At 49.2% G+C, this 13901-nt stretch carries 14 protein-coding genes; 9 read left to right on the forward strand and 5 right to left on the reverse strand.

The window, feature by feature from the left end; all coding sequences use genetic code 11:
* Nucleotides 1-4: 4 nt before the first annotated feature.
* From CI595_RS15945 to CI595_RS15985, 9 genes are all read left to right on the forward strand, one after another.
* Nucleotides 5-1150: an AI-2E family transporter gene (locus CI595_RS15945; protein WP_095174619.1), complete on the forward strand. Its 1146-nt coding sequence runs from the start codon at nt 5-7 to the stop codon at nt 1148-1150.
* Nucleotides 1140-1904, forward strand: a complete 765-nt coding sequence (locus CI595_RS15950; RefSeq protein ID WP_095174620.1) for a TatD family hydrolase — start codon at nt 1140-1142, stop codon at nt 1902-1904. Before CI595_RS15945 ends, CI595_RS15950 begins: the two co-directional genes overlap by 11 nt.
* 237 nt (nt 1905-2141) lie before the next feature.
* Nucleotides 2142-3620 carry a UbiD family decarboxylase gene (locus CI595_RS15955; protein ID WP_095174621.1) on the forward strand — a complete coding sequence of 493 codons (1479 nt, stop codon included), beginning with the start codon at nt 2142-2144 and terminating at the stop codon, nt 3618-3620.
* A 36-nt stretch (nt 3621-3656) separates the two neighbouring features.
* Nucleotides 3657-4241 (forward strand): UbiX family flavin prenyltransferase, encoded by a 585-nt coding sequence (locus tag CI595_RS15960; RefSeq protein WP_095174622.1) that lies wholly within the window; start codon nt 3657-3659, stop codon nt 4239-4241.
* Nucleotides 4242-4247: 6 nt separating this feature from the next.
* Nucleotides 4248-4619 carry a prenylated flavin chaperone LpdD gene (lpdD, locus tag CI595_RS15965; RefSeq protein ID WP_095174623.1) on the forward strand — a complete coding sequence of 124 codons (372 nt, stop codon included), beginning with the start codon at nt 4248-4250 and terminating at the stop codon, nt 4617-4619.
* Between the two features lie 154 nt (nt 4620-4773).
* Nucleotides 4774-5355, forward strand: a complete 582-nt coding sequence (locus CI595_RS15970) for a TetR/AcrR family transcriptional regulator (protein ID WP_095174746.1) — start codon at nt 4774-4776, stop codon at nt 5353-5355.
* A 73-nt stretch (nt 5356-5428) separates the two neighbouring features.
* Nucleotides 5429-6796: an alpha-amylase family glycosyl hydrolase gene (locus CI595_RS15975; protein WP_095174624.1), complete on the forward strand. Its 1368-nt coding sequence runs from the start codon at nt 5429-5431 to the stop codon at nt 6794-6796.
* Between the two features lie 181 nt (nt 6797-6977).
* Entirely contained in the window at nt 6978-8888 is a 1911-nt protein-coding gene (glgB, locus tag CI595_RS15980; protein WP_095174625.1) for a 1,4-alpha-glucan branching protein GlgB, read from the forward strand.
* Nucleotides 8889-9077: 189 nt separating this feature from the next.
* Nucleotides 9078-10076, forward strand: coding sequence for a dipeptidase (locus CI595_RS15985; protein ID WP_095174626.1), 999 nt, complete (start codon nt 9078-9080; stop codon nt 10074-10076).
* Nucleotides 10077-10094: 18 nt separating this feature from the next.
* Here the strand turns inward: CI595_RS15985 and CI595_RS15990 are convergent, their stop codons facing one another.
* The 5 genes from CI595_RS15990 to thiS form a co-directional block, all read right to left on the reverse strand.
* Nucleotides 10095-10736, reverse strand: coding sequence for a thiamine phosphate synthase (locus tag CI595_RS15990; protein ID WP_330397305.1), 642 nt, complete (start codon nt 10734-10736; stop codon nt 10095-10097).
* A gap of 340 nt (nt 10737-11076) precedes the next feature.
* Nucleotides 11077-12237, reverse strand: coding sequence for a 2-iminoacetate synthase ThiH (thiH, locus tag CI595_RS15995; protein WP_095174627.1), 1161 nt, complete (start codon nt 12235-12237; stop codon nt 11077-11079).
* A 12-nt stretch (nt 12238-12249) separates the two neighbouring features.
* Nucleotides 12250-13017, reverse strand: coding sequence for a thiazole synthase (locus CI595_RS16000; RefSeq protein WP_095174628.1), 768 nt, complete (start codon nt 13015-13017; stop codon nt 12250-12252).
* Between the two features lie 19 nt (nt 13018-13036).
* A complete protein-coding gene (gene thiF, locus CI595_RS16005; RefSeq protein ID WP_095174629.1) occupies nt 13037-13687 on the reverse strand; it encodes a sulfur carrier protein ThiS adenylyltransferase ThiF in 651 nt (216 codons plus the stop codon).
* Between the two features lies 1 nt (nt 13688).
* Nucleotides 13689-13886, reverse strand: a complete 198-nt coding sequence (gene thiS, locus CI595_RS16010) for a sulfur carrier protein ThiS (protein WP_095174630.1) — start codon at nt 13884-13886, stop codon at nt 13689-13691.
* Between the last annotated feature and the right edge of the window lie 15 nt (nt 13887-13901).

A 13901-nucleotide genomic window follows, 5' to 3' on the forward strand; every position in this document is an offset into this window, starting at 1 on the left:
TAGAATGAACCTGAATAAAAAAGATATAAAAAATCTGATGTTTCTGATTCTGTTTGCTGTGGTAGTCTACGTGGGAATACAGAAGGCGGATGTGCTGTTGGTTTTTGCCCGTTTCCTGGTTGGGATCGCCTATCCTTTCCTTCTGGGTGCCGCGTTTGCCTTTGTGCTGAATGTACCCATGAGTTTTTTGGAGAAGAAGCTTTTCGGTATTGCTGAGAGCAAAGGGAAGTTGAAAAAACTTGGAAGACCGTTAAGCCTGGTCATGTCCCTTATATTGGTGGTGGGCGTAGTCCTTGTTGTGATCCTTGTGGTGGTTCCGGAGATGGGGCAGACCTTTATGAGCGTCAGTGCCAGCGTAGAAGCTGCCATTCCAAAGCTTCAGACCTGGGCTGTGGAAACTTTCCATGACAACAAGCAGATTGCGGAGTGGATACAGAATCTGGAATTTGACTGGAATTCCCTGATTGGAGCAGCGGTTGACTTCCTGAAGAACGGTGCCGGAAATGTACTCAATTCCACTGTGGCAATGGCCCGTACGGTAGTCAATGTACTTATGAATTTCTTCATCGCCCTTGTGTTTGCGGTGTATATCCTTCTGCAGAAGGAAAAACTGACAGTGCAGATCCGGAAAGTTTTCTATGCATTTCTGTCAGAGAAAATTGTGAAGAAAGTTCTGGATGTGTGTTCCCTCAGTTACAGAACCTTTGCCAATTTTGTGACAGGTCAGTGTCTGGAGGCAGTGATCCTGGGCACCATGTTTTTCGTGTTCATGACACTGCTGCGGTTCCCTTATGCCATGCTGATCGGGATCCTGATCGCATTTACGGCCCTGATCCCTATTTTCGGAGCGTTTATCGGCTGTGCTGTTGGTACTTTTCTGATTTTGGTGGTAGACCCCATGAGAGGGTTGGCATTTATTGTACTGTTTCTGGTGCTGCAGCAGATTGAGGGCAACCTGATCTATCCTCATGTGGTGGGAAACTCTGTGGGGCTTCCTTCTATCTGGGTGCTGGTGGCAGTCACCGTGGGCGGCAGTCTGATGGGTGTTGTGGGTATGCTGGTTTTCATACCGCTTACATCGGTTGTCTATGCGCTGTTCCGCCAGACTGTTTACAAGAAGTTGAAGGAGCGGAAGATCCATGATATTTGAGACACATGCACATTACGATGACGAGGCCTTTGACGGGGATCGGGACAGCCTGCTTCTCTCCCTGGCAGAGCACGGCATCGAAAAGATCATCAATGTGGGTGCCAGCCTGCAGGGTGTGGAGGATACGGTTAAGCTGACTGAGAAATATCCTTTTGTCTACGGCGCTGTGGGCGTTCATCCTGACGAGGTAGGTAACCTTGACGAAGAAAAAATAAAATGGCTCAGAGGCCTGTGTGACCTGCCGAAAGTGGTGGCCATCGGTGAGATCGGCTTGGATTATTACTGGGATAAGGAACACCATGACATTCAGAAAAAATGGTTTATCCGCCAGATGGATCTGGCAAAGGAGACAAAGCTTCCTATTATTGTCCACAGCCGTGACGCGGCTAAAGATACTTTGGATCTTATGAAGGCCGAGAGGGCAGATAATCTGAAGGGTGTGATCCACTGCTATTCCTACTCTGTAGAGCAGGCAAAGGAATACATGAATATGGGATATTATCTGGGTGTGGGCGGAGTTGTCACCTTCAAGAACGGGAAACGGCTGAAGGACGTGGTAGCGTACGCACCACTGGAATATCTGCTGCTGGAGACAGATGCCCCGTATCTGGCTCCGGAGCCGTACAGGAGACATAGAAACTGCTCTGCGTATCTGACTTATGTGGCGGAGGAGATCGCAGCGATCAAAGGTGTCTCCTATGAGACGGTGGTGGATGTCACCAGGGAAAATGCAGGAAAACTGTTTGGTATATGATCGTTTGAAAGGTTCTTGGGAGGAAATCCCGGGGACCTTTTTCTGTATCCCGGAGGTTTCTTCATTTTATGCCCTGTATTTGATTCCTGTTTGGAATGAATGATCCGGGAAATCGAATTGATTCCGTGCGCTGAAATTGATAGACTCATAAGCGGATCAGGCAATAAAAGATTTTACGGCCAGGCAATACACTCAGCCGTTTTTGCGATAGGAAAAGGAATACAGGAGGAAACTAAGATGCCGAATAAAGTAACAGATTTGAGAAGTGCGCTGGATTTACTGAGGACCATGCCGGGACAGCTTATGGAGACGGATGTGGAAGTGGAGCCAATGGCAGAATTGTCAGGGGTATACAGGTATGTAGGTGCAGGCGGAACGGTCATGCGTCCTACAAAAGAGGGACCGGCTATGATATTTGGCAATGTGTTGGGACATCCCGGTGCCAGAGTGGCTGTCGGGGTGCTTGCCAGCAGAAAAAGAGCTGCCGTTTTGCTGGACTGCAGGCCCGAAGACCTGGGAAAAGTGCTCTGCAAAAGCGCGGAAAATCCCATCCCCCCAGTGCTGATACAGGAACCGGCACCATGCCAGCAGGTGGTGCACCGTGCCTCTGACCCGGATTTTGATCTATATAAACTGGTTCCCGCGCCGACCAATACGCCGGATGACGGGGGACCGTACATAACAATGGGAATGTGTTACGCTACACATCCGGACACCGGTTTCAGTGATGTGACGATCCACAGGCTCTGTATCCAGAGCAGGGATGAACTCTCCATATTCTTTACACCGGGTGCCCGCCATATCGGAGCCATGGCGGAGCGGGCGGAAGAACTGGGGCAGAAACTGCCCATATCCATCAGCATAGGCGTGGACCCGGCCATTGAAATAGGCTCCTGTTTTGAGCCGCCCACAACGCCCATGGGCTATGATGAACTGGCAGTGGCCGGAGCCCTCAGAGGAGAACCGGTAAAACTCTGCCGGTGCCTGACTGTAGAGGAGCGGGCCATTGCCAATGCGGAGTATGTGATCGAGGGTGAGATCCTGCCGCATGTGCGGGTGAGGGAAGACCAGAATACGGATACAGGATATGCCATGCCAGAATTTCCAGGCTACACAGGACCTGCCAGTGACCAGTGCTGGATGATCAAGGTGACGGCAGTGACACACAGGGAAAACCCTATTATGCAGACTTGTATCGGTCCGAGCGAGGAGCATGTATCTATGGCAGGTATCCCCACCGAGGCAAGTATATATGGGATGGTGGAAAGAGCCATGCCCGGGAAGCTGCAGAATGTATACTGTGCATCTTCAGGCGGAGGAAAATATATGGCGGTACTGCAGATCAAAAAGTCCGTGCCCAGCGATGAAGGCCGCCAGCGCCAGGCGGCACTGCTGGCGTTTTCCGCGTTCAGTGAGCTGAAACATGTATTTCTGGTGGATGAGGATGTGGACTGTTTTGACATGAATGACGTACTCTGGGCTATGAATACACGTTTTCAGGGGGACGCGGATATTATCACCATTCCCGGTGTCAGATGCCATCCCTTAGACCCCTCCAATGACCCTTCCTGCTCTGCCGGAATCCGTGATCATGGAATTGCCTGCAAGACTATTTTTGACTGTACGGTACCGTTTGACCAGAAGGAAAGGTTTGTCCGTGCGCGGTTTATGGAGGCAGACCCTCTGAAATGGAAAGGAGTCCTTCCAAATGAGTGAAACAGCAGATATCATAAGAAATGAGGCGGCAGACATATGAGGATCGTGGTAGGTGTCACAGGAGCCAGCGGTGTGATCATGAGCAGGTATCTTTTAAAGGCATTGAAAAGCGTGGATAACTGTGAGGTGCATCTGGTAGTGTCGGAGGGAGCCAGAAAAACATGGGAGCTGGAAACCGGCCTGCCCCTTTCAACGCTTTTAAATCTGGCTGATCATGTACATGACAACAAAAATCAGGCTGCCTCTATAGCAAGCGGTTCTTTTGTTACAGATGGGATGATCATCATGCCCTGCAGTATGAAATCCCTGGCCGGGATCGTCTGCGGGTATGCGGATGATCTCATTCAGAGGTCCGCGGATGTGTGCCTGAAAGAGGGAAGGAAAGTGGTACTTGTGCCGAGGGAGATGCCTTTTGGAAAAGTGCACCTGAGAAATTTGCTGCATGCATCCGATCTGGGATGTGTCATCGTGCCTCCGGTCCTGACCTTTTACAACCATCCGGAGACAATAGAGGATCAGATCAGCCATATAACGGGAAAGATCCTGCTGCAGTTTGGGCTTAGGCAGGAAGGGTTCCGGCCATGGGATGGTACCGGAGGAAAAAAAGATGAGCAGAGGTAAATAAAGATGCATAAAGTATATAGAACACAAGTATGCGGCATCACCATAAGGTGTGATGTGATCCGGATGGGCAGGGACTATGCGGTGACACTGCAGGATGAGGAGGCAGGGCATATTGGCTGCACTACTTTGTCGGCAGCCAGGCCCAGTCTTACAGGCCGGGGGATCAGTGCCACCACGTCGGTGCTCAGCTGTATGGGGCATAAGGATGAGGAGATCGCCCGGAGGTTTTCGGAGGCGGCTGCCGTAAAAGCTAAGGCGTCTGCAGTATGCACCTGCGGGATCCATATTGACGGGATCACAGGAGAGCAGATCAAGGAGATCCTTGCAGCGTGTGAGAGGCTGAAAGAGGATGTACTGGAAGGGATAACAGAATAAATGCCATCTGTTCACAGGAGGGTATTGTAAAATATGGATTTTACAACACCCTCTTGATTTTTTGTATACCGATTGGTATAATAATAGGCAGAACAAATGATGGAAAATAAAAAAACAAAAGATAGATACAATGCAGGACAGCCGGGAGGCAGTTATGGATAATAAAGAATTGATCTTAAAGTCAGCGCTTGATCTGTTTTATGCCAAGGGATATGACGCGGTAGGCGTTCAGGAAATCGTGGATAAGGCAGGGATATCAAAGCCAACTTTATATTACTATTTTGGAAGCAAGCTGGGACTTTTGCAGAATCTGCTGGAGGCGGGATACCAGGAGTTTGAGAGCAGGCTCCTTGATATTGCAAAGCCGGGGGAGAGTCTGCCGGGGGTGCTTTATCAGGCAGCACGTACCTTTTTTGACTATGCTGCGTCCAACCAGAAATTCTATTTATTCATGCTGTCTCTGTTTTATTCCGGCAGGGAAAATGAAGCCTATAAAACGGTTTCACCTCTTATTGAGCGGTATTATAAGATCATTGTTAAGATTTTTGAGGATGCGTCCTCCCAATTGGGAAACATGCGGGGGCGGCAGGAATTATTTGCCGTGGGATTTACAGGTGTGCTCAACCATCATATTATGACAGTGAGCTACGGACTTTCCGAGGATGAAAGGTTTGAAATTTCTGATGAGACCACATATGAGATCGTGCATCAGTTTATGTATGGAATATATTCGTAGTAAGGAAATGGCGTTCCTGCATGGTTTGTCTGGGCCTGCAGCATGAAGCAGAGCCGGAAAAGGAGGAAACAAAATGGCAAAATGGTATGAAGAGGCAGTATTTTACCATATGTACCCTATCGGGATGACGGGCGCCCCCAGGGTGAATAAAGAGGAAGGCGTTGTACACCGTTTCGAGGAGCTGGAAAAATGGCTGCCGCATCTTGCGGATATCAAAGCAACAGCTATCTATATCGGACCGCTTTTTGAGTCAACCACCCATGGGTATGACACCAAGGATTATAAGTCCGTGGACCAGAGGCTTGGGGACAACGGGGATTTTGCCCGGTTCGTGGAGAAGGCCCACGCTATGGGGATCAAAGTTGTGGTGGACGGTGTGTTCAACCACACGGGAAGAGAATTTTTTGCCTTCCGGGATATTCAACAGAACCGGGAAGGTTCCCCCTACTGCGGATGGTATAAGGGCATCAATTTTGGAGGAAACAATCCCTATAACGACGGATTTTCCTATGAGGCATGGAGAAACTGTTTTGAGCTGGTGAACTTGAACCTGCAGAATCCTGAGGTGAAGGGATACCTTCTGGATGTGATCGATCACTGGATCGATACGTTTGATATAGACGGCATCCGGCTGGACTGTGCGGACTGTCTGGACTTTGGCTTCATGGAGGATATGCGAAGACGCACAGGGGAGAAAAAAGAGGACTTCTGGCTTATGGGGGAAGTCATTCACGGAGATTACAGCCGCTACATCCAGAATGGGCAGAACATGCTGCACAGTGTCACGAACTATGAACTGCACAAAGGTATTTATTCGGGTCACAATGACCATAACTATTTTGAGATTGCCCATACCATAAGAAGGGAATTTGAGGAAAACGGCGGTATCTACAGGGGGATGAAGCTTTATTCCTTTGTTGACAATCACGATGTGGACCGTATTTACAGTAAGATTAACGTGAAGGAGCACATTTTCCCTATTTATACGCTTCTGTATATGCTTCCAGGGATCCCCTCCGTCTATTATGGTTCCGAATGGGGAATTGAGGGCAGCAAGAATAATGGCGGGGACGACGCGCTCAGACCTGCTGTAGATATTGAGGAAGCCCTGAACGAGCAGAAAGATTCCAAGATCATGTTGTGGGTCAAGACACTTGGGGAAATACACGAGAAATATAAAACCTGCCTTGCAGAAGGCAGATACAGGGAGCTGCTGCTTACCAATAGACAGTTTTCCTTTGCCAGATTTACGGAGGAGGAAGGGCTTATCATTGCCGTGAACAATGATGAGAACCCGGCACAGATCAGTGTTCCGGTGCCAATGGATAATAAAACTTATGTAAACCTTTTAACGCAGGAGGAAGCAGTGCCGGAGAACGGCAGACTGAATTTTACAATAGAAGCAGCAGGCAGTGTCCTGCTTGAAATCCGTAACAGTTAGGCAAGCTGAACCGTTACGCATCCAGCCATTAAAAATCGCTTCGCGATGGGCTGGATAAAGCCGGCACTACTTTTTCATACGGTCAGCGCAGTAAATGCGCAGACCTGTCTGAACTGTTACGGAAATCCTACAGCGGGATTAAAGTGCTGTAAAATCAGAGGAAAACAAAGGGGAAGGACTTATGGCTAAAAGAAAAACAATGAAATTCTCGGAGATGGACCGCTATTTATTCGGAGAAGGAACACATTATGAAATCTATAAGCTGATGGGTGCACATCCCACAACACAGCGGGGCAAAGACGGCGTATATTTCGCCGTCTGGGCACCTCACGCCGAATCGGTATCGGTTGTGGGAGATTTCAACAAATGGGACCCCGACAAAAATGTGATGAAATGTGACAATGATATGGGTATTTACCAGCTCTTTGTACCAAAAGTGCGGGAGGGTGACCTGTACAAATTCTGCATTACCACATACAAGGGCAAGCTGCTCTTCAAGGCGGACCCTTATGCCAACTATGCGGAGCACCGCCCCGGTACAGCCTCCTGTGTATATGACATTTCCAAATTCAAATGGGGTGATTCCGTCTGGATGAAAAAACGCCTGGAATTCAATGAGAAGAAGGATGCCATGTCTATCTATGAGCTGCATCCGGGTTCCTGGAAGAAACATCCGATCAATGACCGGGATGAGGACGGATTCTATAACTACAGGGAGCTGGCCCATTCTCTGGCAGACTATATCAAAGAGATGGGGTACACCCATGTGGAGCTGATGGGCATAGCGGAACATCCCTATGACGGTTCCTGGGGATACCAGGTAACAGGGTATTATGCCCCTACGTCCCGGTACGGAACGCCTGAAGATTTCCAGTATTTTGTAAATTACATGCATAAGAATAAAATCGGTGTGATCCTTGACTGGGTGCCGGCCCATTTCCCAAAGGACGCCCATGGGCTGGCTGACTTTGACGGAACCCCCACATATGAGTATGCAGACCCCAGAAAAGGCGAGCATCCGGACTGGGGGACAAAAGTTTTTGATTACGGCAAAAATGAAGTGAAGAATTTCCTGATCGCCAACGCGCTGTTCTGGATCCAGGAATACCACATTGACGGACTCCGTGTGGACGCTGTAGCCTCCATGCTGTACCTGGACTACGGAAGAGATGCAGGGCAGTGGATACCAAACAAATACGGGGAAAACAAGAACCTGGAGGCGATTGAGTTTTTCAAACATTTGAACTCTGTGGTCCTTGGGAAAAACAAAGGCACAGTCATGATCGCGGAGGAATCCACAGCCTGGCCTATGGTAACCGGAAAGGCTGAGGAAGGCGGATTGGGATTCAGCTTAAAATGGAATATGGGATGGATGCACGATTTCCTGGAATATATGAAACTCGACCCATATTTCCGCAAATATAATCACCATAAGATGACGTTCTCCATGAGTTACGCCTACAGTGAGAACTACGTCCTTGTATTGTCTCATGATGAAGTCGTGCATCTGAAATGTTCCATGATCAACAAGATGCCTGGGCTTGGGCAGGACAAGTTTGAGAACCTGAAGGCCGGATACAGCTATATGTTCGGTCATCCGGGCAAAAAACTGCTGTTCATGGGACAGGAATTCGGCCAGTTCCAGGAGTGGAGCGAGGCCAGGGAGCTTGACTGGTTCCTGCTGGCAGAGCCGGAACACCAGCAGCTTCAGGCTTATGTGAAAGAATTGCTTACCTTATATAAGAAATACCCTGCTCTTTACGCAAATGATGATAACCAGGAAGGGTTCGAGTGGATCAACGCGGATGATGCGGCGAGAAGCATCTTCAGCTTTGTGAGAAAGTCTCCTACCGGAAGGAATAATCTGCTGTTTGTCATCAACTACACACCGGTTGCCAGAGAGGATTACCGGGTTGGGGTGCCGAAGAGGAAACAGTATAAACTGATCCTGAACAGCAAAGACCCCAGATTCGGCGGAGATACGCCGGTGGAGCAGACTGTTTATAAGGCAGTGAAGAAGGAATGCGATGGAAGGGACTTTTCCTTTGCTTATCCGCTGCCGGCTTATGGGGTGGCGGTGTTCCTGTATTAATGTAAAATAGCCTGTTCATTAAATGCACAGACCTGCTGTAATTTAAAAATCAAACAGTATAACAAAGTAAAGGGAAGTGTGTTTCCAATCAATGGAGGCGCACTTTCTTACTATATCGTTCAGTTTCATAATATATTGGTAACAAAAGATATTTATATTTTTATAATACAATAGAAACGGAGTTTTTTTATGCAGATCATAGACATGCACTGCGACACCATCAGCAAAATTCGTCATTTAGAAAATGAGGGACAACACACTTCCCTCCGCCGTAATTCACTGAGTGTGGACCTGGAAAAAATGAAAAAGAGCGGTTATACCATGCAGACCTTTGCCATCTACGTCAACTGGGAGGAAGAACCGGACGCAGCAGGGGCAGCAAAAGAAATCCTGAAAGTCTTTCAGCGGGAGATGGACCAAAATCCGGACCTGATCTCTCAGATCACAAGTTACAGCGAGCTGGAAGCCAACGAAAAGGCGGGCAGGATGTCAGCACTGCTTTCCCTTGAAGAAGGGGCCATATACCAGGAATCCACAGATACCCTCAAGTGGTTTCACGAACAGGGCGTCAGAATGGCTACACTTACCTGGAACTATGAGAATGATTTTGGCTTTCCAAACTGCATGGGCAACCCCTTTACCCAGGAAATTTGGAGCTGGGGTGACAACCGCGGACTAAAGGAAAAAGGCATTCAGTTCCTGGAAGAACTGGAACACTTACACATACTGGTGGATGTATCCCACCTGTCAGACGGCGGATTTTGGGATGTGGTAAAATACTCCACCCGTCCTTTCCTTGCCAGCCACTCCAACGCAAGAGGTCTGGTAAAAGCCTCTGCCAGAAACCTGACAGACGATATGATCCGCACCCTGTCCAACCGGGGCGGCGTCATGGGTCTGAACTATGCCGTCTCCTTCATGCGCCCCGGCTGGAAGCCGGGCGAGGCCGGCACTACAGTGGAAGAAATCATACAGATGGCAGACTACATCACTAACATCGGCGGAATAGATTGCCTTGGCCTGGGAAGCGATTTCGACGGCATCTTAGAACTGCCTGAAATCTCCGACTGTAGCCGGATACCGCTTCTGGCAGAACAGATGGAAAAACACGGCTTTACATACACCCAAACAGAAAAAATCCTGGGCGGTAATGTAAAAAGATTTCTAAAAGAAAACCTGAACGGATAAAACCTCAGACTGCGCGGCTCACTTTTCGGAAAACCCCCAAAGTGAGCCGTGCATGATCCCGGACATAACACAAAACCCGGCTGCCCCCGCATCAAGCACATCATTCACACGATTAGGAGTGATCCCGCCAATAGCATAAACAGGTATTCGGACAGATTCACAGACACTCCTCAAAAAAGGAAGTCCTCTTGCAGGAAGTCCCTTTTTACACTCCGTCAAAAACACATGTCCTGCCGTCACATAACCGGCCCCCATCCTTTCCGCCATAACAGCTTCCTCTGCAGAATGGACCGACACGCCGATCATCCCAAAGCCCTCCAATAAATTTCCCTCCTCAACCTCCTTAAGGAATTGTCCAAAAGACAGATGGATCCCCGAACACCCCAGCTCCCGTGCAGCCTCCGGCCAGGAATGCAAAATACAGGCAGTCCCATACCTCCTGCAAATTTCCAAAACCCTCCTTGCCAGCTCCACATATTCCCCGGCATCCAAATCCTTCTCCCTCAGCAAAATTCCTCTCGGCCCTTTCGCCGCAATCTTCTCAACCCTCTCCAAAAAGTCCCCCTCACAAAGCCCCCGACTCGTCACCGCAAGCATTTTCCCATACGGAACCCCACTATATAACCGCCCCATCATCTTATTCCCATATTTTTCCATCATCTCATCCCCAAAACCCGAACTAAACAAAATTCCCAACACTAATATTTGACCTTCAAAAGCACCTATCTATACGCCAGCCAATCCTCCCTATCAAAACTTACCGGCAGAGAAAACCAGGAAGCAGTGGAGGCGGCGGGCAGGGGGGAGGTGTATGTTTGGGGCAGCGAGGTTAAGTGGAAGGTTCTGTGAAATCCACCTCTTACGGAAACTTAGGCGCGAACCCGCTGGTGAGCGTCTTAGTTGCAGTTAGAGGTTAGTTCACAGGTTCTGGAACGTCGAGCGGCCCCAAACATACACCTCCCCCCTGCCCGCCGCCTCCACTGCTTCCGTCCCCCCCCTTCTAAACAAACACATAATCATTCATCACCGGCTGCATCCCCTGTTCCAGAACCGACTGATAAACCTCCCGAACGCCTCTGTCATCAGAAATCTCAAACTGATCGTCCCCTTTATCTTCCAGCTCCTCCACATGGCTTCCCACACCTGTGCTGACACCTGCGGAAATCTTCGTGGCCGCTATGGTGATAACCTTATCACGGAACCCAGCCCGCTCCCTTGTGGATATGGTGATCCCTGCAAAGGGCATAAAAAGCCTGTAAGCCATGATCACCTGAAGTAACTGAGGTTCATGTACATCTTTTGGGTTGATCTTATCATTATTTATGATGGGCCGGAGTCTGGGACATGAAAACGCAATCTCAGCCTGAGGGTACTTCCTCTGCAGATACCACGCATGCATCCCTGTGGCAAACGCATCCTTTCTGAAATCATCTAGCCCCAGAAGGGCTCCAAAGGCAACGCCCCTCATACCGCCTTTTAATGCACGCTCCTGTGCGTGGAAACGATAGGGGAAGATCCGTTTATGCCCGGCCAGATGCAGAGTCTCGTATTTATCAGAATTGTAGGTTTCCTGGAATACCGTCACATAATCTGCGCCGCATTTGTGAAGATAGGCATACTCATGGCTATTCATGGGATAAACCTCCAGCCCAACCATTTTAAAGTGTTTTCTTGCTATCCTGCAAGCTTCCCCCAGATACTCCACATCACTTTTGGCACGGCTTTCGCCTACCAGTATAAGGATCTCTTCCAGTCCTGTTTTGGCAATGGCCGCCATTTCCATCTCGATTTCTTCCGCGTTCAGTCTTGCCCTGCGGATATGGTTATGGCAGTTAAACCCGCAGTAAATACAGTGATTTTCACAGTGATTAGAAATATAAAGGGGTGTAAACAGATTCACACAGTTACCAAAATGCTTCCTTGTCTCAGCCTGCGCAGCCTGTGCCATCTCCTCCAGCAAAGGTTCAGCGGCAGGGGCCAAAAGCGCAGCGAAATCGCTGGGTGTACGGATATCATGAGACAGGGCAGCCAGCACATGGGATTTTGAAAAAGCATTGTAGTCATAGCAGTTCATGTCCCGGATAACCTTGTCCATCACATCAGAATCCAGAGCTTCCATGCCCTCCATATATTCCATATGATTCGTTCTTTTTGCAGTCATTTTGAATCCTCCCTATTGTTCCAGAAATCCTGTAAGCGGAGAGGAGGCACTGGCTCTGCCGTTTACAATGCGCCCAAGGCCCGAGAGATAAGCCGTGCGTCCTGCTTCAACCGCCTTTTTAAAAGCCTCCGCCATATCCGGTATATCGCCAGCCGTTGCAATGGCCGTATTTGCCATAACCGCGGCAGCGCCCATTTCCATAGCCTCACATGCCTGGGAGGGGCGGCCGATCCCTGCGTCCACAATAATGGGAAGGTCAATCTCCTGAATCAATATTTTGATAAATTCCTTTGTGCACAAGCCCTTGTTGGTGCCGATGGGCGCACCCAGAGGCATAATACAGGAGGCTCCCGCATTTGCCAGGTCTCTGGCAGCGTTTAGATCGGGATACATATAAGGCATGACGATAAAGCCCTCTTTTGCAAGTATCTCTGTGGCCCGAATGGTTTCCTGGTTGTCAGGAAGCAGATATTTGGAGTCACGGATGACTTCAACCTTAACAAAATCCCCGCAGCCCAGTTCCCTGGCCAGACGTGCGATCCTCACTGCTTCCTGGGCGGTTCTGGCCCCGGAGGTATTGGGGAGGAGGGTTACACCTTCCGGGATATGTTCCAGTATACTGTCAGTACCGCTGTTGGCTCTGCGCACGGCCAGAGTGATGATCTCGGCCCCGGCATTTTCTATGGCTGCGCGAATCAGTTCCGGGTTGTATTTACCGGAACCCAGGATAAAACGGGAGTGGAATTCGTGTCCTCCCAATATCAATTTGTCATCTTTCATGGTGTTATTAACCTCTTTTCTATACGTCCTTTTCTCCAAGAATAAGTCTCAGTATCATATTTGCCTGATGTGCTGCGCAGAGTGCGACTCTGGGCGCCATCAGGCCTATACCGGAGGCGATATCGCTGGTGCCGTCCCCGCAGAGATACAGGTTCTTCATTCTTTGCTGCGTGTGTATGGCATTGCTGCTTCCATAACCGGCCATGCCGGAGCCGGATACTATGGCAGCATCCGGACGGTGTTCCAGCAGATGATTGATCAGCATGGCTTTGCTTTCCGCCCTGTCAAATGCTTCGCAGATGATCCTGTCATCTGCAAGTATGACACCTGTATTGTCAGGCGTCAGTTTCACCGTATCTGTGCGGACGGAAATGTAGGGATTGATCTCTGAGATCTCTTCCCTCAATGCGTCTGTTTTGTAGTCTCCCAGGTGCTTCATTTTGTAAATCTGGCGGTTTAGGTTGCTCGGTTCTACTCTGTCAAAATCAATCAGATGAAGACTTCCGATCCCGGCCCGCGCCAGCATGACAGCCACATTGGAGCCCAGTCCCCCAAGGCCCGCAATGGCAGCCCCGGCCTGCCTGATCTTCTTATGTACAGGAAGGGTGTGGCGTTTTATCAAAACCTGATCGATCTCAGATTTTGTCAGTATGGTATGTTTGTCTTCCAATTCAGCCGCCTCCTACAAAACTGACGATTTCATACGCATCGCCGTCCTGCACAGGGGTGTCAGCATAACGGCTTTTGGGAAGGATTTCGCCGTTTCGCTCCACGGCGATGCGCTGCAGGGAATATCCCTGTTCCAAAAGAAGTGTTTCTACTGTACAGGGGTCAGAAGGGTGTATTGCATTTCCGTTAATCTTTATCATTTCATATACCTCTTT

The sequence above is a fragment of the Blautia hominis genome (genome assembly GCA_002270465.1).
Taxonomy (GTDB): Bacteria; Bacillota; Clostridia; order Lachnospirales; family Lachnospiraceae; genus Blautia; species Blautia hominis.

What these genes read in the sequence shown, in the direction of transcription:
- CI595_RS15945 (WP_095174619.1), top strand. Translation starts at nt 5, where the DNA reads ATGAACCTGAATAAAAAAGATATAAAAAATCTGATGTTTCTGATTCTG.
- CI595_RS15950 (WP_095174620.1), top strand. Translation starts at nt 1,140, where the DNA reads ATGATATTTGAGACACATGCACATTACGATGACGAGGCCTTTGACGGG.
- CI595_RS15955 (WP_095174621.1), top strand. Translation starts at nt 2,142, where the DNA reads ATGCCGAATAAAGTAACAGATTTGAGAAGTGCGCTGGATTTACTGAGG.
- CI595_RS15960 (WP_095174622.1), top strand. Translation starts at nt 3,657, where the DNA reads ATGAGGATCGTGGTAGGTGTCACAGGAGCCAGCGGTGTGATCATGAGC.
- lpdD (WP_095174623.1), top strand. Translation starts at nt 4,248, where the DNA reads ATGCATAAAGTATATAGAACACAAGTATGCGGCATCACCATAAGGTGT.
- CI595_RS15970 (WP_095174746.1), top strand. Translation starts at nt 4,774, where the DNA reads ATGGATAATAAAGAATTGATCTTAAAGTCAGCGCTTGATCTGTTTTAT.
- CI595_RS15975 (WP_095174624.1), top strand. Translation starts at nt 5,429, where the DNA reads ATGGCAAAATGGTATGAAGAGGCAGTATTTTACCATATGTACCCTATC.
- glgB (WP_095174625.1), top strand. Translation starts at nt 6,978, where the DNA reads ATGGCTAAAAGAAAAACAATGAAATTCTCGGAGATGGACCGCTATTTA.
- CI595_RS15985 (WP_095174626.1), top strand. Translation starts at nt 9,078, where the DNA reads ATGCAGATCATAGACATGCACTGCGACACCATCAGCAAAATTCGTCAT.
- CI595_RS15990 (WP_330397305.1), bottom strand. Translation starts at nt 10,736, where the DNA reads ATGATGGAAAAATATGGGAATAAGATGATGGGGCGGTTATATAGTGGG.
- thiH (WP_095174627.1), bottom strand. Translation starts at nt 12,237, where the DNA reads ATGACTGCAAAAAGAACGAATCATATGGAATATATGGAGGGCATGGAA.
- CI595_RS16000 (WP_095174628.1), bottom strand. Translation starts at nt 13,017, where the DNA reads ATGAAAGATGACAAATTGATATTGGGAGGACACGAATTCCACTCCCGT.
- thiS (WP_095174630.1), bottom strand. Translation starts at nt 13,886, where the DNA reads ATGATAAAGATTAACGGAAATGCAATACACCCTTCTGACCCCTGTACA.